Raw genomic sequence first — 21,206 nt, forward strand, 5'->3', positions numbered from 1 at the left:
TTTTTAAACAAGGTGTATCTGATTTATTTTTCTTATTGAAGAAATTTATTGATTAAAATTTCAGTCATCATAAAAGTCTCATGAGTGATGAGGATCTGCTTAAATAATAGCAGAATAGCTTATTACCGAGGAAATAACGTGTATAAATGACACCAAAATGGATAATTTATAAATCGGAGGTGATAATTTTGACTAAAGAAAAGCGTAATAACCTTGAACTAGATCAAGTAGAACTTGGATCAGATTTAAGCCCAGATGATTTAGATGTACGTGAAGAAAATGATATGACAAAAGAGCAAAAGAACAATTCAAGTAAAGAAAAACAATGCAACGAAAACACTTCCTCAAGACGTAATAAATAATAAGATAGACCGCATAAAATTTTCTACCACAATCTTTGGGTTGTGGTATTTTAATTTAGAAGTGAAAAAAATTGACTTCAAGTACTTTGAGGATTTTCTTCATTATCTTAAGATATTGCAGTAAATATTTAAATGTGTAAAACTAAACATAATGAATTGGGGAGGGAGAAAATGGGGAAGAAGCAAAAAATTATATCTATTGCAGCAATATCTGGTGGAGGAAAAACAACCATTGCTAAAGAACTCACAAAACTACTGAAGAATGCAGAGTCACTTCATTTTGATGATTATGATTTGGAAGGACCCGATGATATATGTGAATGGGTTGAGCAAGGAGCGGATTATGATGAATGGGATATAAGTCCTTTGGTAAGGGATATAAAAGAATTTCAAAAGGACGCTAATGTAGAATATATCATTTTGGACTATCCATTTTCATATCTCAATCATCAATTAAAAGGATTCATAGATACATCTTTTTATGTCGATACACCGCTAGATATCGCTCTGGCGAGAAGAATAATTAGGGATTCAAATTCGATAACCGATGCTTTAGATGAATGTGAGCATTATTTAGATAGTGGTAGAAATGCCTATTTAGAAGCTGAAAAATCTGTAAAACCGAATTGTGATTATATAATAGACGGTAAATTATCGCTAGAAGCTATTGTTCAGAAAATAGTTAGTTTGATAGCAGGTGAATTTTAACTAAAAAGGCTGTGGTGTTAAAAGATTGTTGTTGGAATTAAGGTTAACGATCTTACTGTCCGAGTACTCAATTGAATTGAGCCTGATGTTTTGGATTTTTTTAATTATAAAGGGGAGAGATGTCCTTGAAAAATTCAAAAAATTTAATTACTATTCTGGGGTTAATTATGATTTTTATTGCAGGTTGTTCAGATGTAAGAAATGAAGAGCAAATGATAGAAGTTCAAATGCGTATTGGTGATGAAAATAATTATGAAGACTTCAAAGAAATCACGGATCATGAGCAAGTTCAAAAGGTGCAAAAAATACTAGATGATATTGATTGGGAAAATGCAAAAGTAGATATGGCACATCCTGCAGATTACATATTTTATTTTCAATTTAATAATCCAGAAATAGAAGCAAAAGCGGTGTTATATGAACTTTGGATAAGTCCAAATAAAGATAAGGTGGAACTCGTAATAGATGCTCAAAGTAAGTATAGTCAATTAGACAAGAAGAAGTCAGGAGAACTATTTGAAATACTTACTGGTGAAAAATTGGCTGATCTCAAATAATTATTGGACCGAATTAGAGGTCTTTTATTTTACACTTCACAATAGCATCGGCGGTAAATTGTCCATCGTATTACCTCAGTTTGTATTGTTAATAGGATGACTTACTTCTTTCAAGTTCCTCGATTCGTTTTACTAGTTCCTTTGCTGGCCACAAATACCCATGCAACAATAAAAGCTATCGCAATCACTGTAAAAGAAATTATGATAAGTGCAGTAATGATCAAAACAAAACCATTTAGCAGCACTGAGCGGTACATTATTTGATACTTAATACTTTTAATGATAGAAATCAGAGCTACAGATGGAAAAAAATCTGTGGCTCTTTTTCGGCTTTTTAAATGTTGATTAATACAACTAATACACTTCTATTTCATAATACCAATGTAATCCGTTGAGGAATGTAAATAAATCGTGAACTTTCCTTTTGTATACTTTACAATCTCTCCTTCACGCTCAATCTCTCGCCAACCATTTTTCTTAATCATCAATCTATAACTCAATGGAATACCATTATCACCACTAGCCTTTGACCAAATATAGTGTTTACCAACTTCATTTTCGCTTTCTAATTCAGCACTTTTAGGAACAGGGAAATCATACATATCATTTAAAAAATAATAGTTTCTATCTAAATATGTAAAATAAAAGTATCCCATTCCTATTAGAAAAGCTAGCGTAATCAATGAAATTAATAATCGCTTCACAATTTATCCTCCTCGTATAGTTACCTTCCTTTGGTATGTCTAAGGTTGTAGCAGATAGAACTAAAGCCCAGATTTCACAGATAATAGGATCATCACCATAACGTGTGGTTGATTTCCGTTCCGACTGGGCGCTTTGTCGTTGCTGTCGCTTCGCTTTCACACAGATAAAACATTTGCTGACGCTACGTTACACTACGCTTTCGCACAGAGCTTCCTGCGGGCGTCCGATGAGCCGCTTGGGCCAACAGATGTTTTTTGCGCGAAAGCGAAGCGACAGCAGCACGATGTTTTTTGCGCGAAAGCGAAGCGACAGCAGCACGATGTTGGTCACGAAGGCGTTATCACAGGACGTGATGTTTTTAGCCTTTGTTCCTCTATCGCTAATCCCCAAGCAGTCGGCCAGTCTCCACTCCAATCAACTAAGTGATGAGCCAGATAATAGTGATTACCAGGTCTCTTTCAATAAGGTAAGAATTTTTGTTCTGGAATATTCTAAAAAGAACAAACAAGCACTTTCCGTTTTTATTTTGAAAAATTCTTATTTACTAGTTCAATGGTATTTTTAATAAAATCTTGGTAATGCGTTTGGGGTAGTGAATCTATTTTGCTAGCTGCTTTCTGCGCATAAAAAAGTGCTTCTTCTGCTTTCCCTAGTTGCATAAGACAGATGGCTCTATAAGAATACGCAGTGTAAAGAATACATAGTTCAAGCGGGTAACTATTGGAGCTAGGCATCTTAAACTTCTCAAATGCTTCTAAGGCTTCAGTTAGCTGTCCTTTTCCTAATAAAGCTTTTCCTTTTTCAAGAAAGTAAAAATCACTTCCAATATTCCCTTTTAATACCGTAGTAAATTTATCTAAATAACCAAGAGCTTGATCATAATCTTTTGGTATTTGATTGTAATAATGAGCTTGAAGTAACAAAGTGAAAGCCAAGGACTTATCATTTTCGCTAAAAACCGCAAACTGTTCTGACTTCTTTATAAAATAAGCATAATCTTTTTCGTTGTCATGAAGAAGGGCTTGGAACGCTGCAATCCGGAAAATATTATCCATCTTATAATAGACCATTTTCTTCTTAGACATTGCAATTAATTGATGAAGCTTATCCTTCCCAGCTATATATTCACCTATCCCGAAAAGTAAGACCATTTCAACGTAATTCGCCTCTAATTCAACGAGCATATCAATCACTGTTGCTTTTTCATCATACTCTTTTCTTACATTTTGTAACATTTTCAGGGCATTATGATACTCACCATTTTTCGCATGGTATTCTACTACGTATACTTTAGCTGCCAAACTGTGACTATAAAGAGATAACCGATCATAGATTGTTACTGCCCGATCTATCAACATTTCTCCATTGTTTTGATCTGACTTCATAACTGTCCTCCCTGAAATTTCTAATATCCTAGCAGATTCTAATGAAATGGGAAACTGTCGGTCAAAAATGTCTTGAGTCAAACTAATTATCTGTTCATCATTATTTTTTTCAAACGCTTCCTCTATTTTATTAAACAAATTTTTTAGCTCATCAGGAGTAGGGTTTCCTAATAAATATTGAGGGTCATAGCCTAACTGGCACGCTATAAATTTTAAACTGTCCATTGAAGGGTTTGCGCGCCCGTTTTCAATCATACTCAACATTCCTTTTGACATTTTATCACCTGCTAGTTCTACAAGTGTCATACCTTTTTCTACTCTTAATTTTTTGATTCGTTGTCCTAACTCATTCATGTTCTAACATCCCTTGAAATTCAATTTGCAAGTTCAATTATATTAAACTTCAGCTTGAAAAGACAATTGTTACATGTTACCATTAAGTTCAATTTAATTGAACTTCTTTGACTTAGAAATTACAAAAGTAGGATAGAAGTGGGTTTTTATAAAATCAAAATAGAAATTGAGGGACTACATATGAGTGAATTTATTGAAAATGAAGCAGGAAAAAAATTAAATATAGGTGGCATTGAATTATACTATGAATTGTTAGGGGAGCATCATGAAGGTCCAACTTTAGTTTTTGATTCAGGGTATGGAGTTACTTTAGAAAACTGGAATTCGATTAAAGATGAAGTGTCAAAGTTCTCAAGAATGTTTATTTATGACAGAGCAGGAATCGGAAAAAGTGGAATGGATGATCGACCACGACATTGTAGACAAAGTGTCGAGAACTTACGTATATTACTAAAAAAAGCTGAGGTAAAGCCTCCTTATGTATTAGTGGGCCATTCATTAGGAGGATTAAATATAAGATTATTTGCAAGTACATATCCAGAGGAAGTCGCAGGAGTAGTTCTTTTAGATTCATCTCATGAGGATCAAAATAAAATACTGCCTCCTTTATTTACAAAAGAAGTTCAGGAATCGTATTATAATCAATTTACTTTGGAAGGATCTCTTCATGAAGTTGAAGAAAGTTTAGAGCAAGTACGAAATAAATCTTTTGGAAATATTCCATTGATTGTCGTTACAGGCGGTCTACAGCCTTTTCACACAAAAGAATCTATGGCTATTTGGATGAAATTTCAGGAAGAGCTTGCAAACTTGTCAACTAATAAGCAACACATTATCGTTGAAGATGCTGGGCATGCGATACATATTGATCAACCAGACGTTGTTGTTAGTATATTAAGAGATATTTTAAGTAGAGTGAAAGTTGACAAGCAGTACTTTGGGGATAGTGAATGTCGTTTATAAACACAATTTGAAGAATTACTAAAAAATCATAAAACATTAACACTCAAAAAGAGTAGGAGGAATGAAAAAGATGAACTCCTTCATGCCTATGAGGATATTTGACATGAAGGAAAATCAATATCCACTTGTCCATGAACTAACACATTCCGTACTTGGTTATGGCAACAATTTTGATAGAAGCAGTGGCTATTTTACGCAAGAGGGTTTTGCTGATTATATGGAAGAAATCTATGGGAAAACGAAGACAAGTTCCCATCAGTTTATGAAGTATTTTATGGATTCGAACAAATTAATTCCAATTAGCAAGTTGATCGATCCGAATCAAGACGACTCTTATTTTCGCCCAGACCTTACAAATCCAGAACAGCTGAACACCCTTAGATGGATGAGCTATACGCATTCAGCTTCTTTTATTAAATATTTAATTGATACCTATGGAATAGAAAAGTTTGAACAGATATACAACGAAAAGGATTTGGTCGAAAAAATAGAGGACGTATATGGAAAAAGTGTGGGTGAGTTAGAAAATGATTGGTTAGTTTTTATTAATAATCAAACGGGGTTAACATATGAAGAAAAATCTGAAGTGGGATATTTTTACAAAGTTAATTCTGTTATTATTCAAATTGATCCAAAATATTTTACAAAGGAATAATCCATTTTGGAGAAATCCCTTTAGGAAAGTACATAAAGAGAAACTGTAATCCGTGTATTTTTTTGATCCCGATGATTAGTAGTATTCATCAATCGAGCTTTTACGGGTAGTAAGACTCGCACCTAACTTATTGGCTGAATTTGAGATGGGAGTCCTACTGCCCGTTAATGCGGGATAAAATACTATTGGTAATTGTCGATAAAAATGAAAAGTATCGTAGGAGGGCAACGAATGAATTGTAGACTTTTAACTGTGGCGGATGCTGAGGCCTATCGGAATTTAAGATTAGAAGGATTACAAAATAATCCTGAGGCATTTGGTTCTAGCTTTGAGGAGGAAAAGAATGATCAAATTGAGCTGTATGCCAACAGGTTTGAATCTCAGGGTTCCTTTACGTTTGGGGTATTTGATCATGAAGAATTAGTGGGCGTTACGACGTTAGTTCAGGAAAGTAAGCTTAAGTTACAGCATAAGGCAAGCATCTTGGCTGTTTATGTTACTCCAAGAATGCGTGGACTTGGCGTTGGCAAACATTTAATGATTGAAGCAATTAACAAAGCGAGGGAGTTAAAGGGTGTTGAGCAGCTTAATTTAACGGTTGTGTCAACGAATGCTTCAGCAAAAAGACTGTATTCTTCTTTAGGGTTTGAGGTTTTTGGAACAGAGAAGAGGGCAATGAAAATAGGTCAACAATACTTTGATGAGGATTATATGGTTTTATTTCTTTAGCGTGAACAACTCCAATAGCTTTTTAGCCATTGGAGTTGTTTGTTTTTTATGGAGAGCTCCAATGAAATAATGAAAACAAAGCAATGATTAAAATAACCACAGCAATCATAAAAGCGACATAGGTACTAAATTTGCCCGTCTTATTTTTTAGTAGCTTTAAACTCAGTACTATATTGATTATTGATAAAGAGAATGCTAGCCAAATCCCTAAATTCCCTAAGCGTTCAATTTGAATGGGTGATTGATTGAAAAAATAATTGTAGGTGATACCAAGAATAAGTAAAATTGTCAGCACAATAGTGGTCGATGCAATTTTCTTGTTGCTAATCATCATTGCCTCCAATCAATCCTTTTATTGATGTATAGTATGCTTGAAAAAATAATCTGACAAAATTTCATGGTTTTGATTACTTTACTTAGGTACACAATAAAAAAGGAGCACTTACAATCTAATGAACCCAAACAAAGACTAATAAAAAGAATCCTTTTTGAAAAAAATCAAAAGGGATTCTTTAATTCTGAAAATTAATTTTATTTTCATACGTTAGTTAATTTGCTAATACCAAAAATACGATAAAAGTTAATCCATATAAGCCCATAAATCCGACAGCCATTTTTGAAAGCTTAGTTTTGATTGAAAGAGCATTTCGAAAACCAGCTTTAAAAAGGTTCACAATGAAAATTGATACTGCTAAGAAAAACGATACCATAGCAATAATTAACGCAACTTGTTCCATTAAAATAACCTCCTGTAATGATCTGTATTGTAGAATAATAAGTATATTAATCAAACCGACAAGCCATAGTAAATTGCTCATGCGAATGCCAAAAACTTCTCGTTCATTCAATTCGATTTTCCAAGCATCAATTATACCCCTCAGTAAATCGATAGTCATAAAAAATGTCCAATCTTGCTGTTCTAATAAATCAATAATTTCATCGCCATATCGTTGTCTCCAACTTTTTGGATACAAGTAAACGAACCACTTCATATAAGCCCAAGCCTTTTTGCGCCGAGTGTAGTTATTGCTTGGATTTCTTTAATTTGGTTGCTTAAATATTCACGACCTGCATCTGTTAGCCTGTATGGTTTTTTACGATCATCTGATTCAAGCACTTGAATATAGCCGGCTTTTTCTAAACGTGTAATCGCGCCGTATAAAGTTCCAGCACCTAACTTAATACTGTAATTTTTTTCAATATCCTCCATAATAGCATAGCCATGACAATCTTTTTCTGCCAGACTAATCAAAATAAACAATGAAGGCTCTGAAAATCTATCTTTTTTCTTCATACAATACCTCCTTTTGAAAAACTTTATTACGTTTGGCGATATAACGTATAACGTAATAATAACTGCAATATAAAATGAATGCAATAATAAATACATTAAAAACAGAAAATATTTATGAGCCTAGTTTTCTCATTAATCGCTTCTTACCAAACAGACATCCTGACTTTGAGGAGGGGAGAAAGATTGTTAAAAGAAATAACCTAAACATTTAGATCTTAATGAGTTTGTCCTTGAAGAAATCGCTTATGCTTTACCTGAAACAAATGGAGAAGATAAATACAAAGTCTTTTTAGTCAACAAAAGAAACAAACTCAACTACAGCAAAATAAAAATGTCTGCAGACACTAAACAGCTAGCTCGAAGAAACTTAAATCGTGAATAGGCACGTATTTTCTTCATTGATTGCCGAGAATCTCCAAAACGTAGAGCTTTTAATTCTGTGTAGAGGGTGCAACTTATAGGCAGTTAAGAAGGATTGGGAAGAACTTGAGCAGATCAGTAATCTTCGAAGTGGGCAAAATAAGTGAATTTAGAAAGGGGAATTTATGTAGAAGATGATAGTTAGACAAGTTATTACAGGCCCACGAGAATTAGTGGGTGTAATGAAAGTTAAGGATATTTGATTTGCTGTCTAGTAATAATTAAGTCGTTTCATTTTAAAGTGTTAAACATGCATAAATACCTTCAAAATAAAAAACAAGCAGCCAATAAAATCGGTTGCTTGTTTGAACCCTTACATTTAAAAGGGCAATAACATTTAGTTAATGAAATCTTGAGGAACACATTCACGAACACCAGAATTTCTCATGGAGTTAAATAAAGCTGCACCGATTCTTAATAAAACATTGTTATCTGTTCCATTTTCTAAATCATAAATTACGTAATATGCATTATCAACTGTAAAAATACATTTTCGTTCTAATTTAAATCCAGGTGGTACAGTTGGAAGTTTAATAACTGGTCGAATCACAGGTGTATCTCCTTCATCTCTGATAAAATTGAAAGTTTGTTGGTCAATCTCATAGATATTAACTGGATCAATCTCCACACCTTCATCTGGAATTGTAATTTCATCTTCAACAAATAGGAAAAAGCGTTCGTTTCGGAAATTGAAAAGACTTCTTGCTCCAATTTCAAATGATGCCATTTGATATTCACCTCCTCTCCTATTAATAAGTTATTCATATTGAATACAATTGTTTGGACAATAAGGAAGGTAGAGTGAAAAATAATTAAAATAAACATTCATAGTAGTTGTTCCAGCATGACTGCTAAAGAAGCAAATGTTGAATACATGGAAGTTGTTTAGTTTTGATCGTAAGAAGATAATCCTCGAAATAGATATTAATAATGTTGTTTAAAATTGGACTATAAAGCCCATATAATTTAAGGTTCAGCTTTTTAAACACTTTATTATGCTGGAACATTTGCTGAATAATTTGAGGAAATGGGACCAAATGAAAAAAGCCGCAGCGTGATCAGACGCTACAGCTCAGAATTGATTATGCCCTTTGAGGTTTCTCAAAAGTATTATATCACTATTGCTAAAAAGAAGGCTTAAATTTACCAGCAGCATTGAACCAGTTACAGAAAAGATATTCCTAATCTCTGATGGCGAATATAGGACAAAAAAGAGATAGGTTTAGAACTTGATCAAATTTTATTCCAGATGACCATAAATTGTGCTGCTTCAGATTCAAGAGCAATTAGGTGATCTTCAGTGGAGGGGTTATCTGAAATTAGTTTACCTTTTTGGACGTTTAAAATTGCAGGTTTTACATCAGGAGCATGCTCAATGGTGAATTCAGATTGATTTAATAGTGTCAAAGAGGAGCGACATTTGTTTTTATCAATTCGTTCGTCCTTCCCTTTGAAATATAACTTGATTAAATGTGGAACTCCGTCAATCTTTAATCCAAGTTCTGGTGAAGAACGAACGGTTATATATTCGCTACTCCAATTAGATTTGCCTGGTTCAAACCATTCAATATCTTTATTTTTAATAAATTTTAAATGTGCTTTGACTGCTTCAAGGTAATTATTTTGTTTAGCTTGAGAAACCTTTTCTACAAGAGAAAGCAGGTAATCGTTACTAAATTCTTTCTCATGAAATTTTCGGATACCATCTCGTAATGGTTTCCAGTAATCGAAAGCAGGATTGTAATCATTTTGATATTTTATTTGTCTTACCATAGAGGTTTTACCAGTAACCCCCTTGAAAGTAAAGTCTGTAAATTGTGTAAGACCGACAGATATCTTTTTTGAAGACATTCATTACAACTCCTTTATTTGTAAAAATTCCACATTTGTATCGTCCATGACAACCGTCGTGTATGAACGACAACCTAATTGGCTGAGAGTTACAAAACTGAATAATAAAGATCGCTATAAAGAGAGAAGGTAAAGGCCATCCATTTACAAAGTCGATTTCGGACGCATAATGATACGCTTTACGAGTAAAAGCAAATTTCACACAACAACAATTAACAGACAAATTACATCGTAGCCGTATTTCTAAGTACGAAAAAGAATTAAACACAATGGATATGCCAACATTCATGCACAGACGGACAAGTTGCAACGGGTACCATGATGTACGGAATGGACGCTATGTAAGATTACTATGTAGCCATTGAAAGGCCTATGACATTATTTGTAGTTTAGAAGCACTACAGGTTAGTTAGAAAATTAATGATAAGGAAGTGGGTAAGGTTATGAATAGCCTTCAACAGTTGGAGGTGCTAAATGTATGGACGCTTGGTTTTAGAGGGCAAGTGGCGGCGGTTCAGATGGTGAAGTGGTTAGTGAATGATTTTAATATGCCAGAGGTTGGACAAGATCAAAAACAGTAGGAGTTTGTTTTGTGCGATATGTGGGTTAACCATCATAGCTATTGGTGGAGTGATTAAGCGCGGCGTATTTTTAAATTAAATAAAAAGCTGCCTAACAGTTACCTGTTAAACAGCACATGGATATTGTAAATATAAAACAAAAATAGGTAAATGTCAACAAATTCATTAGACATTTGCGAGTATGTTTCGCTCTCGTCAAGCAGGTAGAAAATGGTTGGTTGCCTTAATCAAAATCAGTATGATGCGCTGGCTGGTTTAATAATAATTAAACTCTCGCCAATGGGTTAGGGCATGCCTCAGATGTCATTTATTAAAATAAATAGACAACCGAAAATTGGATTTTTCTCGACGTTTAAATAAGAAGATTCCATATGTATTTAATACCATCCCATAAAGCTAAGGCTAAAATTACTGCTAAAATCCCTTTAAGAATATCCTTCATTAGGTACCTCCATAGAAGTGTTATTAATGTATTTACGAAAGAGAGTTAAAAAAGATTCATGTTGACATTTCATTTGAACACAGTAAGTTTTTTGTAGTAATAAAAACTGTAAAAAGCCAATTGGATAATTCCAATTGGCTAAGAATTCATATTTTTACTAGAAACGTTAAATGCCTAAAAATTTTTTATTTTCATTTGAAGTTTTCAAAAAGCTGCATTTATGAAAATTAGAGCATCAGTAATTATTTCTTGTATACCAGTAGTTTTTTCAAGAAAAACACTCCTTTTTTACTTTTAAACGACGATAAAATCTAGAAATATTGTATGTACATTATTTGATTATTTTTTTTATTTGCTTTAATTCGTAAATAAGATGATCAATCTGTTTTTGCATATTATCTTTTTGCAAGGATTGTTTCGCATCATTTTGTGAATTTTGGGTATTGGAATTTCTTAACGCATCTAATGCTAGACCAGCAGCGATTGTTTGAATTCCATCTCCTAATGTAGAAATAGCTGCGCCGACGTAGGTCAACTTGGCTGCATAAATCTCAAGAGAATCATTGGATTGACTCGAATTACCATTATTGTTATTTATGTTCCATCCCTCCTTCAGAATAAGTCCGATATTGTATCATATGCTTCACGTTGAAAAAATGAAATGAAAAATTTATTCATACGAGGCAATCATGTAGAGAAATTAGGATTTATTCAATTGTAATTGAACTGAGATAGCACCAGATTTTCAACAGAAGTTGTTCTGTAGATGAGTTTAAGTTGACTGTAGTTAAGTGATTTACACAATGGGCTGAGCAATGAACGAACTGGTGTACGTATAAGAGAATTTTTTTATTTTTCAGAAAAGTGTTGACATTGTTTTTGTGTATATTTATATTTTATATAACCGAACAGTTATGTAAAAAGTGAGGGAATGATCATGCCAAATGTTTATCGAGCATTAGGTGATGCAACGCGACGCCAGATATTAAGTATGCTTAAACAAGGAAGCAAAACCCAAAAGGAGATAGTTGAAGCATTTGATATCTCTCAACCAGGAATTAAAAAGCACTTGAATATTTTATTGGAGGAAGGAATTATTTCGGAGAGCTTGAATGGGAAGTATCGTATCTATTCAATAAATCTCAACATACTCCAAATCGCCAGTCATGAAATGCTTCAATACATCGGAGAACTACTTGATGATCAGCTCGTAAGTCTAAAAAATTATGTGGAAAAAGGGGAGTTTCGAGATGAAGAAGAGTAAGGATTCTATAAAGAGAGAAATTGTTGTTAATGCACCTTTGAAGCAAATTTGGGATGCATTGACTAAGCCTGAGCATTTAAATCTTTGGTATACAAAAAATGCTGAGATAGAATTTCGTATTGGCGGAAGAGGTTATATGAATCATGGTTGGGGAGCAACATCTGAAGGTGTTTTCACAGAAATAGATCCAATGAAACGCTTTGTACTTGAGAGCATTGATGGGGATTTTACTACCATTACTACTTTAGAAAAAGTTGAAAATGGTATTCTAGTGAGTATTGAATATCAGGCTTCCGTTCTTGGTGGCATGAATCAATCTACAAAGGAAAATATGTTATTTGGTACAAGTCAATTCTTAGAAAATCTCAAGAGTGTTTATGAAACTGGTACTGATAATCGTGCAAAGTTTTGGAAATCGTGGATTGGTATTGCACACACATCAAACGATGGGGGCAGAGGTACAAGAGTTTTACAGGTGAAGGAAAATTCAGTCGCTGCAGCTGCTGGAATTAAACTTGAGGATATTATACTAGCGATAGATGGAGAAGAAATCGGAGGATACGAATCATTTGAAAGAACATTGAATACAAAAAATGTTAATTGCAATGTTACCTTAACAATAGAAAGAAAAAATGAAAAGTCACAGGTAAACTGTCTTGTCGATATTTATCCTGTACCTTATTAATATTCAATTAAAAAGAAGTTAACTTGATAGCATCTTTTTTTGAAAAAACTCATATTTATCTTCTTCACTTATTGATCAAATTGATCCAAAGTATTTTACAAAAGAATAGTTCGGAATGTACGTGAGAAAAAGAACAACCAATAACTAACTATTTTACCTCAGTAGACGAGCCTTATCACTAGCACGGTAAGGCTTTTTATTATGCTTTGAAAACTGCATCGATTAGATTACGGGTGAGAAGTATCTCAGAAACATTAGATACAGAAGAAGGCCGGCGTGTTCTAGTAGCCGATAGATCCAGAGTTTGGTAGAGAATGAATCGAATGGAACGTTCCAAAAGAAAGAAACAAAAAATACGGAACGTTCCATAAAAAAGAAACTGAAGCGGCACAAATTTAAAGTTGAAACGAAAATAAAGTTACCCTCTGCAGCACCTACTTTAACAATATAATAAGCGGTTAAATTAGTATTTTCTATGTGAGCATTTATAGTAACTACGATTTCTTTAATGGCTCTAATATTACCAAATTGATCAAATGTTGCAATACTCTCCTGGTTACTATCTGTTCTGATTAAACTCAACATTTAGAATTGTTAAATAATTCAGTGGAATGTATAATTATTTAAAGGGAGGTAATAAATACCGTATAAATTGTTTTGGTGTCGTTAGTTTCAAAATAAATTAAAACTATAATTCGCGCTTAAACAAGTAGGAGATGTCCAATCTTCATAAGAATCTTCCGCATCTATGTATATTCCCTCTACTTGATTTTCTAAACTAGAAAACAATACTATTATACCTTTTTTTCCAAAACGATCTATGCAGTATCTTCATTTTGCTTGTAGATAATTCTTTCAAAACAATCTAGGGATGCGGAAGGAGATAGGTTATGGAAAAGAACTCAAATCTATGGAAAATTGTATTTGTAGCTAGTTTTATAGGTTTAACAGTTGATGGTATGGATATCCAAATGTTGTCATTAGTAATGCCGAGCCTAATTGACGAATTCGTCTTAGATACCAAGACTGCTGGTTGGATCAGTACATTCTCTTTATTAGGGATGGCACTTGGTGGAATCTTAGGAGGTTGGTTATCTGACCGCTTTGGCCGCGTTAAAATGATGACCTATATGATGATATTATTCTCAGTTGGAACCGCTCTCTTAGCTTTTGTACAAACATATGAACAATTTATTATTGTTCGTTTCATATCAGCAATTGGTATGGGGGCTGAATATTCATTAGCCACAATGTTAATGGCTGAATATGTAAAAGTTAAAAATAGAGCAACTATTATGGGCGTATTAGGTTCTTCCTATTCATTAGGATATTTAGTCGCTGTTTTATTAGCGGGCGCGATTCTACCTGAATATGGTTGGAGACCGTTATTCTTAATTTCAATTTTCCCGGTTGTTGTGGCGATCTATATTCGAGTAAAAGTACCTGAACCTACTGGCTGGAGATTGGCTAAAGAACAAGCTAAGACATCTAAAGTTAAGAAATCAAATGAATGGCTTGCGTTGTTTAGGGATAAGAAAGTTTTTACAATCTTTCTATTATGGATAGTAACTTCTTCTCTATTGCAATTCGGCTATTACGGAGTAGGTACATGGTTACCGACGTATATCGTTAAAGAATTGGGCTTTAATTTCAAAGAAATGACAGGTTATTTAATTGGGACATATACAGCTTCGATTCTTGGTAAAGCACTTGCTGGTTGGGTTGCCAATGTAATTGGTCGTCGTGGGGTTTTCGTGATTGCAGGATTATCTACAGCGGTCATGCTACCAGTCATATATTTTTATCAATCGCCAGGAAACATCATTATTTTAATGACTGTTCTAGGTTTCGTATATGGAGCGCCGTATGGTGTAAATGCTACTTATTTAAGTGAAAGCTTCCCGACTCATATTAGAGGAACCGCTGTAGGTGCGGCTTATAATACGGGAAGAATAGGTGCAGCTTTAGCTCCTATCCTTATTGGAATTATCGCTACTACACAATCAATTGGATTTGGACTAGCTGTGTTAGGTATTTCTTATGCATTCATGGGGTTAATTCCTGCATTATTCATTAAAGAGAAAATGTACGATACTTTTGAAAACGATACAAAAGGAGAAATGTCAGAAACAGAGGGGAAGGTAGGAAAAGAAGGGGGTCTAGCAAAAGAGGTTCTAGTCCAAAAATCTTAAAACAAGGGATAAATAGGCCGCAAAGCGTTTCTGTGAGGGCGCCGAAGCGTCGGACGGTTTGGTTTAGCATCTTAATGCAGGATTATAAGAAGGATCATCTGAAATCCCTGCCACTTCAATTAGCTTTTTTAATCACTTTTATAGGCGTTAGAGATCTGTTGCAATGTTTCAGGTGTTGGTTTAATAGAATTACCAGTACGACGATCCTTTCCTCTTTCAAGCATAGCTAAGTACGACAAGATGGCCAAATGGACAGGCAGTAATAAAGGACAGACAATCAAAAAAAGATGAAGCGTGGGAACTACTACAAAAACAAGTACAGGAGCATGCCAATACAATTGAACAATATGTTAAAGTACCACTTAACCAAAATCAGTATGATGCGCTTGCTAGTTTTCAATACAACTTAGGTTGCCATATACTAAAAAATAGTGCTCTATTAAAATATTTAAATGCTCGTCAATGGGATAAAGCAGGAAACGAGATGTTACTTTATTGCAACGCTGGTGGTAAGCGACTTCAATGACTTGTCAATCGCCGAAAAGAAGAAGTTGCTTTATTTAAAAAGCCAGCTGTTGATGTAAGTAATAAAATTCTGTATGCCTTTTTTGTAAGAGAGACGAATATTTTAAGGAATGTCATTTACCTTAATTCTTTTGTTTCAGAGTCTATTAAATATTTAGACAAATTTACGTTTGGTGCGATAGAACTATCAGTTACTTTCCATCCGAATACTGTTTCTTCAATCTTTACGCTAGAAGTTGTATTAATAATATCTGATCCGTTCGTTCTAAGTAATAAATAATAAATATCTGTTGTATCAGTTTCAGCTATATCAACTAATTGCGCTGAGTCATAAGGTACATTGTTTACTATATAATTTTCTATAGCCATATCACGAGAGGGGAAGTGACGGGTATATTGAAAAATTCCAAAGCTAATAATACCAATAACAAAAATACCACATATTGAATACAGTACTTTTTTCAATTAAATTCAATCCTTTCATAAATTCCCTAATTATTATAATAGTAACATAGTTATTAAAATATATATTAGGGTATTTTGTATTAAATCACTAAGTGGATGTTACTCCCAATAAGGAGGAAGTATTATGATGGAAATACCAAATGCAAAGTGTTTAAAAGCTATTTTAAAGTTCTCCGAGTCTTATAATCTTACTCCACCACAATCAAATGATTTTGGTGAGTTGTGGAGCAGAGCAGTTAATGAAATGACAAAAAGAGATGTTCAATAATACTTCTTTGCAATACGAGGTGCATTAAACAATGGACTAGGCTCTCAAAAAATAGTTTCTAAAATGTTTTCCGAACTTAAAAGACGTAAATCAGAGATAGATCAATCACTTTACGTAATATAAATTATGACTAACACTCTCGCTTGAGGGTGTTTTTAATTGAAATGATTGCAATGAATGCAGATGAAAAAATAAAAGAAAACATTCATTTAATTTGAGTGACTATTTTTTATTTACTGGTACAACTACTGTTACTTTTTCGCCAATAAATCTGTTATCTTTTGAAGCACTATCAAAAACAAACTTTAATTCTTTGACACCTTCTAAACCTTCTTCACCTAAATCAAAAATAACCTCACCTTTTTGTATTACTTTTCCAATAAATTCGGACTCAAAATGAGAAATTTCAACAATAGAATTGATTTGACGTTTTGTATCAGTAGTCATTTTAGATGTATTTGGATGGAAACTTAAAGTATCGTCAGATAAATTTTCTCCTGTCATCGACAAGATAAGGACATTTGTTTCGGCTTCTGTTTCAATCATTTCCGGATCACGTGCAACTAGTGAAGCTGTTTTCATTCCATCAATTGAAAATTCAACATCAGCACTTTTATATTTTTCAGTAGGTACTTCATATAAGTCGGTAATTGTATATGTACCTGCAAAATCATCATTCACTACATCACCGACATTCGCTTCTGTTAAATTATCGGCTTTATTGGTTTTACTTTCTTCTTTTATTTCAATATCTGTAGAACCTGTTACAGCTTTTTCTAGTGAAGCTGCATACTTAGCAAATTCATTATCTTCCATATTACCATTCATCTGTAATAAAAACTTTCCACTTTGATGAGTGTGAGAATAAAACATAGGACCTGAATTTCCTAATTCATCGTAATAACTCTTTGCTTTTTTTAGATTTTCTTCATTATCGAATAAAAATAATCGACCGCCTGAATCACCTCCAAGAGAAGGGATTAAAATTCGTTTACCTTCTTTTCGGATGTTTCCAAATTCATCATTTGGTAATTCTGAAACTTCACCTATGTCTAGACCATCATCTTTAAAATGTTTAATTACATCATCTGTTGTTTTAGCTAGAATTTTTTGTCGTTCTTCAGTTTTAGTACCATTCTCTTTGGGCTCTTCATCCTTCGATGAATCAGTTCCACATCCAGCCAAACCTAAACTTAAAACTAATGCTGCACTAAAAATTAATTTTTTCTTCATTTATAAAAACCTCCCTCTATATTTCCATTCTAGGAAATTTGGAGGGAAAAGTACATATGAAAAACAGACAAATGTGATTAGTTATCTTATTATCCAAGAAGGCCCAGCAGGTCTATTTCCATTGTTTCTTTACAAAAATATAAACGTTTGTCTAAAAATAAAAAGCAACCAAAATTCCGAAAGTAAGTGAATATCGACGAAAGCGAAACATTATTCAACTTCGAGAAACCTTGCTATAATAACCTTTGCGAATACATATGAAAGAGGGTGAAAGCATGAACGCTTACGATGAATATAAGCGTTCATGCTTTTTATGTTTCTTGATATAACTCGGTTTAAAGGGGATAAAAGAGATTAATTTTTAAAAAAAGTCACGGAAAGTAAACATTTATTCTGCTTTTCCAATAATGGTTTAATTATTTTTCTATCAGTATCCAAAATTGATCCTGTAAATATTAAATAAACAATTATTATACTTATTATGGAACCAGTATGTTAATACTGTTATAATATGTATAAAAATGATTATATAGGAGTGTTTGTATGGAAAATACTGAAATTAATTTAGTTCAATCGATAGTTGAAATAGCTAAAGATTACCAAGGTGGAGGTGTTGTTACAGTAAGTCGTGTGAAAAAGTGGATAGAACAATTTGATTCACAATATCATGTCCCTATTTTAACTGAATTAAGTAATATTCTTGGGAAAACCTATGTATCTAAAGAAGTTATAACTAATTTTTTTGAGATATTTTTAGGAGAGAAACGAATTTTTTGTGACTCGATTTTGAAGTATCAGTTTATAAATCCACAGACTATCGGTAATAGTCAAAAAGAACTACTTAGTGTGTTGGATAGAATTATTCAAGAAAAATATAATATTTCAATAAGTGAATGTGGTAAAGAGGACGTATTATCATATATTTATATAGACGATGGGATTTATTCTGGAAATAGAGTAATACGAGATCTTCAAAATTGGAGTCGGTCATTTGAAGATGTTTCAGATGTTAGTAGAGTAGACATTGTAGTTTTAGCAATACATAATAGAAATATTGGTTATATTAAAAAAGAATTAGAAAAAGTATTACCAAAAACGAAATTTCATTTTTGGAGAGTATTAGAATTTGAAGATTCAATTAGAGATTGTAAATATAAATATGAAAGTTATTGGCCTTCAGCAGAAATGGATTACGCTAGTAGCACAATTGAATATTTAGATGGTATTATAGACACGAGATCAGATTTACAGAATGCAAAAATACCACTCCTTAGAAGGAATGGAGAGCCAAATAGCGATGATTTTTTTACCAACCCAACTAATCGTAGCATTGTAGAAAAAGCATTTTTAGAAAAAGGTGTGGAAATTGTTACTTATGCTACAAATCCTAATCCAAATATGAGACCAATGGGTTATGATAATTCTAGAACGATTGGATTTGGTTCCTATTTTGTTACTTATAGAAATATAGCTAACAATTGTCCTGTTGTACTCTGGTGGGGAGATCCTGAAGCTGACACTGGAGTGAATAATTGGTATCCATTGTTTCCAAGAATCACAAATTAGAAGGGGTGATAATATTAATAGCGATACTCGAATCTATAAAAGAAACGAAGTTATATTCTTTAGAAAGACTAAAGAAGAGTACGGGGGATTATCTAATATGGCCTCTGGATATCCCATTAAGATTAATAATATACAAATTTTGTCATCAGAAGCACTTTACCAAGCAATGCGATTTCCTAATTATCCGGAAATTCAAAAAGAAATAATATTACAGAAAAGCCCGATGACAGCAAAAATGAAAAGTAAAAAATATCGTGAATATACAAGAAGCGATTGGGAAGATATTAAGCTCATAATTATGAGATGGTGTTTACGTGTGAAACTTATACAAAATTGGGATAAGTTCGGTTCACTATTATTGAGTACAAAAGGTAAAGATATCGTTGAGGAATCTAATAAAGATTCGTTCTGGGGTGCCATTCCTTCAGATAAATATTTATTAGTGGGGGTAAATGCTTTAGGTCGCTTACTTATGGAACTTAGAGACGAGTTACCCCAATACCTTAATTCAAAAGAACTTTCTGTTCCTAACATTATTGATTTTAAACTTTGTGGTAATTCAATTAATGCATTAGATTTTAATACAAATAATCTACCAAAAACAATACAAAAAAATTCAGAAATAAAATATGAAAGTCTTTCTTTATTTGATTAAACTTTGGTATAATTCAACTTCCATAAAGAGATGCTAAAATAAATTATAGCATCTCTATTTTTTGATTTTTATTAATTGAGTAAATTTATCATGCATTTTTTCAGTAGCAGCTGCCCGCATTCCAGAAGTAATATGCAGATAAATATTCGTAGTAGTATCAGAGTTCTTATGACCAACACGACTCATATTAAAATTCAAGTCCACACCAGCCTCTGCCAGCAGACTAATATGAGTATGGTGGAGGATATAGGTGCGGAATTGTTTGTTGATGTCGGTGAGGGCTCCAAGGCGTCGGACGGTTTGATTGAGCATTTTGACTGTAGGGGGGATTCCTTCCTTATCACCAAAAACAAAACCAGATTTTATCCATTCACGATCTTCACGGCATTGATAAAACTGCTTTAAATTCTCCACTACAATATCATCAATATCCACTGAGCGGATACTGCCAAAGGTTTTTGGTGGAGTGAGCTCAAAGTCACCTCGTATACTTTTTTTCGCATAGACCGTTTTGTTGATATGGATAACCTTCTTCTCTAAATCGACATCCTCATACTTAAGGGCAACAGCTTCGCCTGGGCGCATACCTGTGAAGGCGATTGTGTAAATCAATGTGCGGTACATGATATTACGGTGCTTGTCAACGTAACTTAAAAATTCCTTCAATTCATCTGTTTCTAAATAAAGCTTTGCTGTTTCCTCAGTAGTAACTTCTCCTAACGTCATTTTCTTCTTTGGTACAAAAGTAGCTTCTACAGGGTTTATCTCAATTAATCCAGTTTCCTTCGCATAGGCAAAAATCATTTTGGCTGCATTATGAGTGCCACGCAGCGTATTAAATGCTGTGCCGTTTTCAAATAGGTGATTTAGGACACCTTGTAATTCAATAGTTGAGATAGCGGTCATTTTCTTTTTCGCTAAGTAACGATTGAGTAGGGAAATGCAGTAAGCTCGATGGTCATTAGTCGTTTCCTTATTGCCTTTCATACGGTAGAGTTTCAGCCAATCTTGGCTAAACTCTTCAAACGTTATCTTTGTATCAAAGGTATATGCTTTCTTTAGCTCAGTAATTGCTTTTTCCACTCTTTCACGTGCTTCGCTTTTACTTTTACCACGACGTGTAATTTGACGACGTTTACCAGTGGAAGGGTTACGTGGACCCTCGCCAGTACAACGCCAAGTTGTCTTATTAATTTGAACGAAATGCACTAATTAACACTACCTTCATGAATTACATCCAAAATTATTTTTAGTTTCTCAACATCCTTCTCATTGCAATTGGGGAGAGACTTATGCCATTGCTGAGATTGTGAGCGAAAGGTTATTTTAATGTTGGATTATAAGAAG

Annotated in this window: 26 protein-coding genes; 15 read left to right on the forward strand and 11 right to left on the reverse strand. The window is 33.5% G+C overall.

Translation table 11 applies throughout. From position 1 onward, the window contains the following. Positions 1 to 179 precede the first annotated feature (179 nt). The 3 genes from AB9L17_RS11125 (at position 180) to AB9L17_RS11135 (ending at position 1,627) form a co-directional block, all read left to right on the forward strand. Positions 180 to 362 (forward strand): hypothetical protein, encoded by a 183-nt coding sequence (locus tag AB9L17_RS11125; protein ID WP_223556789.1) that lies wholly within the window; start codon positions 180 to 182, stop codon positions 360 to 362. A gap of 171 nt (positions 363 to 533) precedes the next feature. After that, a complete protein-coding gene (locus tag AB9L17_RS11130; protein ID WP_223556738.1) occupies positions 534 to 1,070 on the forward strand; it encodes a uridine kinase in 537 nt (178 codons plus the stop codon). Positions 1,071 to 1,189: 119 nt separating this feature from the next. After that, the gene (locus tag AB9L17_RS11135; protein ID WP_223556736.1) at positions 1,190 to 1,627 is read left to right on the forward strand and encodes a hypothetical protein; all 438 of its coding nucleotides are present in this window, start codon (positions 1,190 to 1,192) and stop codon (positions 1,625 to 1,627) included. 365 nt (positions 1,628 to 1,992) lie between these two features. Here AB9L17_RS11135 and AB9L17_RS11140 read toward each other — a convergent pair whose 3' ends face one another. Next, positions 1,993 to 2,331, reverse strand: a complete 339-nt coding sequence (locus AB9L17_RS11140; protein WP_068986707.1) for a hypothetical protein — start codon at positions 2,329 to 2,331, stop codon at positions 1,993 to 1,995. Positions 2,332 to 2,470: 139 nt separating this feature from the next. Here AB9L17_RS11140 and AB9L17_RS11145 point away from each other — a divergent pair, with 139 nt between their 5' ends. Further along, positions 2,471 to 2,758 carry a hypothetical protein gene (locus tag AB9L17_RS11145; protein ID WP_375200615.1) on the forward strand — a complete coding sequence of 96 codons (288 nt, stop codon included), beginning with the start codon at positions 2,471 to 2,473 and terminating at the stop codon, positions 2,756 to 2,758. A gap of 95 nt (positions 2,759 to 2,853) precedes the next feature. On the opposite strand, the gene AB9L17_RS11150 is transcribed toward AB9L17_RS11145, so the two are convergent. Continuing rightward, positions 2,854 to 4,071, reverse strand: a complete 1,218-nt coding sequence (locus AB9L17_RS11150) for a helix-turn-helix domain-containing protein (RefSeq protein WP_375200616.1) — start codon at positions 4,069 to 4,071, stop codon at positions 2,854 to 2,856. A 180-nt stretch (positions 4,072 to 4,251) separates the two neighbouring features. On the opposite strand from AB9L17_RS11150, the gene AB9L17_RS11155 reads away from it, so the two are divergent. The 3 genes from AB9L17_RS11155 to AB9L17_RS11165 all read left to right on the forward strand — a co-directional run bounded on the left by AB9L17_RS11155 (position 4,252) and on the right by AB9L17_RS11165 (position 6,418). Beyond that, complete coding sequence (locus AB9L17_RS11155; protein ID WP_375200783.1) at positions 4,252 to 5,034, forward strand: alpha/beta fold hydrolase; 783 nt, start codon at positions 4,252 to 4,254, stop codon at positions 5,032 to 5,034. A 103-nt stretch (positions 5,035 to 5,137) separates the two neighbouring features. Next, entirely contained in the window at positions 5,138 to 5,689 is a 552-nt protein-coding gene (locus tag AB9L17_RS11160) for a peptidase MA family metallohydrolase (RefSeq protein ID WP_375200617.1), read from the forward strand. Positions 5,690 to 5,920: 231 nt separating this feature from the next. Continuing rightward, positions 5,921 to 6,418, forward strand: coding sequence for a GNAT family N-acetyltransferase (locus AB9L17_RS11165; protein ID WP_068986710.1), 498 nt, complete (start codon positions 5,921 to 5,923; stop codon positions 6,416 to 6,418). A 46-nt stretch (positions 6,419 to 6,464) separates the two neighbouring features. On the opposite strand, the gene AB9L17_RS11170 is transcribed toward AB9L17_RS11165, so the two are convergent. From AB9L17_RS11170 to AB9L17_RS11190, 5 genes are all read right to left on the reverse strand, one after another. Further along, positions 6,465 to 6,749 carry a hypothetical protein gene (locus AB9L17_RS11170; RefSeq protein ID WP_068986711.1) on the reverse strand — a complete coding sequence of 95 codons (285 nt, stop codon included), beginning with the start codon at positions 6,747 to 6,749 and terminating at the stop codon, positions 6,465 to 6,467. Positions 6,750 to 6,966: 217 nt separating this feature from the next. Beyond that, the gene (locus AB9L17_RS11175; RefSeq protein ID WP_375200618.1) at positions 6,967 to 7,392 is read right to left on the reverse strand and encodes a hypothetical protein; all 426 of its coding nucleotides are present in this window, start codon (positions 7,390 to 7,392) and stop codon (positions 6,967 to 6,969) included. Between the two features lie 14 nt (positions 7,393 to 7,406). After that, on the reverse strand, positions 7,407 to 7,712 hold the full coding sequence (locus AB9L17_RS11180; protein ID WP_068986713.1) for a PadR family transcriptional regulator: 306 nt from the start codon (positions 7,710 to 7,712) through the stop codon (positions 7,407 to 7,409). 757 nt (positions 7,713 to 8,469) lie between these two features. Further along, on the reverse strand, positions 8,470 to 8,859 hold the full coding sequence (locus AB9L17_RS11185; RefSeq protein ID WP_068986714.1) for a spore coat protein: 390 nt from the start codon (positions 8,857 to 8,859) through the stop codon (positions 8,470 to 8,472). A 506-nt stretch (positions 8,860 to 9,365) separates the two neighbouring features. Next, on the reverse strand, positions 9,366 to 9,983 hold the full coding sequence (locus AB9L17_RS11190; protein WP_375200619.1) for a hypothetical protein: 618 nt from the start codon (positions 9,981 to 9,983) through the stop codon (positions 9,366 to 9,368). Between the two features lie 443 nt (positions 9,984 to 10,426). Between AB9L17_RS11190 and AB9L17_RS11195 the strand changes: the two genes are divergently transcribed. Next, positions 10,427 to 10,564 (forward strand): hypothetical protein, encoded by a 138-nt coding sequence (locus tag AB9L17_RS11195; RefSeq protein ID WP_375200620.1) that lies wholly within the window; start codon positions 10,427 to 10,429, stop codon positions 10,562 to 10,564. A gap of 773 nt (positions 10,565 to 11,337) precedes the next feature. On the opposite strand, the gene AB9L17_RS11200 is transcribed toward AB9L17_RS11195, so the two are convergent. Further along, positions 11,338 to 11,541, reverse strand: a complete 204-nt coding sequence (locus AB9L17_RS11200; protein WP_317853414.1) for a translation initiation factor 2 — start codon at positions 11,539 to 11,541, stop codon at positions 11,338 to 11,340. A gap of 402 nt (positions 11,542 to 11,943) precedes the next feature. Between AB9L17_RS11200 and AB9L17_RS11205 the strand changes: the two genes are divergently transcribed. The 4 genes from AB9L17_RS11205 (at position 11,944) to AB9L17_RS11220 (ending at position 15,673) form a co-directional block, all read left to right on the forward strand. After that, entirely contained in the window at positions 11,944 to 12,270 is a 327-nt protein-coding gene (locus tag AB9L17_RS11205; protein WP_375200621.1) for a metalloregulator ArsR/SmtB family transcription factor, read from the forward strand. After that, positions 12,257 to 12,955, forward strand: a complete 699-nt coding sequence (locus tag AB9L17_RS11210; RefSeq protein WP_375200622.1) for an SRPBCC domain-containing protein — start codon at positions 12,257 to 12,259, stop codon at positions 12,953 to 12,955. The genes AB9L17_RS11205 and AB9L17_RS11210 overlap by 14 nt, the downstream gene beginning before the upstream one ends. Positions 12,956 to 13,845: 890 nt before the next feature. Further along, on the forward strand, positions 13,846 to 15,147 hold the full coding sequence (locus AB9L17_RS11215) for an MFS transporter (RefSeq protein WP_068986719.1): 1,302 nt from the start codon (positions 13,846 to 13,848) through the stop codon (positions 15,145 to 15,147). A 262-nt stretch (positions 15,148 to 15,409) separates the two neighbouring features. Continuing rightward, complete coding sequence (locus AB9L17_RS11220; protein ID WP_375200784.1) at positions 15,410 to 15,673, forward strand: lysozyme; 264 nt, start codon at positions 15,410 to 15,412, stop codon at positions 15,671 to 15,673. Positions 15,674 to 15,789: 116 nt separating this feature from the next. Here the strand turns inward: AB9L17_RS11220 and AB9L17_RS11225 are convergent, their stop codons facing one another. Beyond that, the gene (locus tag AB9L17_RS11225; protein ID WP_375200623.1) at positions 15,790 to 16,137 is read right to left on the reverse strand and encodes a hypothetical protein; all 348 of its coding nucleotides are present in this window, start codon (positions 16,135 to 16,137) and stop codon (positions 15,790 to 15,792) included. Positions 16,138 to 16,261: 124 nt separating this feature from the next. Here AB9L17_RS11225 and AB9L17_RS11230 point away from each other — a divergent pair, with 124 nt between their 5' ends. After that, positions 16,262 to 16,405 (forward strand): hypothetical protein, encoded by a 144-nt coding sequence (locus AB9L17_RS11230; protein WP_375200624.1) that lies wholly within the window; start codon positions 16,262 to 16,264, stop codon positions 16,403 to 16,405. A 222-nt stretch (positions 16,406 to 16,627) separates the two neighbouring features. Here the strand turns inward: AB9L17_RS11230 and AB9L17_RS11235 are convergent, their stop codons facing one another. Then, positions 16,628 to 17,638 (reverse strand): hypothetical protein, encoded by a 1,011-nt coding sequence (locus tag AB9L17_RS11235; RefSeq protein ID WP_375200625.1) that lies wholly within the window; start codon positions 17,636 to 17,638, stop codon positions 16,628 to 16,630. A gap of 543 nt (positions 17,639 to 18,181) precedes the next feature. Between AB9L17_RS11235 and AB9L17_RS11240 the strand changes: the two genes are divergently transcribed. Together AB9L17_RS11240 and AB9L17_RS11245 are read left to right on the forward strand one after the other, a co-directional pair. Further along, positions 18,182 to 19,204, forward strand: coding sequence for a phosphoribosyltransferase-like protein (locus AB9L17_RS11240; RefSeq protein WP_375200626.1), 1,023 nt, complete (start codon positions 18,182 to 18,184; stop codon positions 19,202 to 19,204). Between the two features lie 52 nt (positions 19,205 to 19,256). Then, entirely contained in the window at positions 19,257 to 19,859 is a 603-nt protein-coding gene (locus AB9L17_RS11245; protein ID WP_375200785.1) for an NADAR family protein, read from the forward strand. 54 nt (positions 19,860 to 19,913) lie between these two features. On the opposite strand, the gene AB9L17_RS11250 is transcribed toward AB9L17_RS11245, so the two are convergent. Next, positions 19,914 to 21,068, reverse strand: coding sequence for a tyrosine-type recombinase/integrase (locus AB9L17_RS11250; protein ID WP_375200627.1), 1,155 nt, complete (start codon positions 21,066 to 21,068; stop codon positions 19,914 to 19,916). Positions 21,069 to 21,206 lie beyond the last annotated feature (138 nt).

It is taken from the genome of Lysinibacillus sp. RS11 (genome assembly GCF_042019215.1).
Taxonomy (GTDB): domain Bacteria; phylum Bacillota; class Bacilli; order Bacillales_A; family Planococcaceae; genus Lysinibacillus; species Lysinibacillus xylanilyticus_A.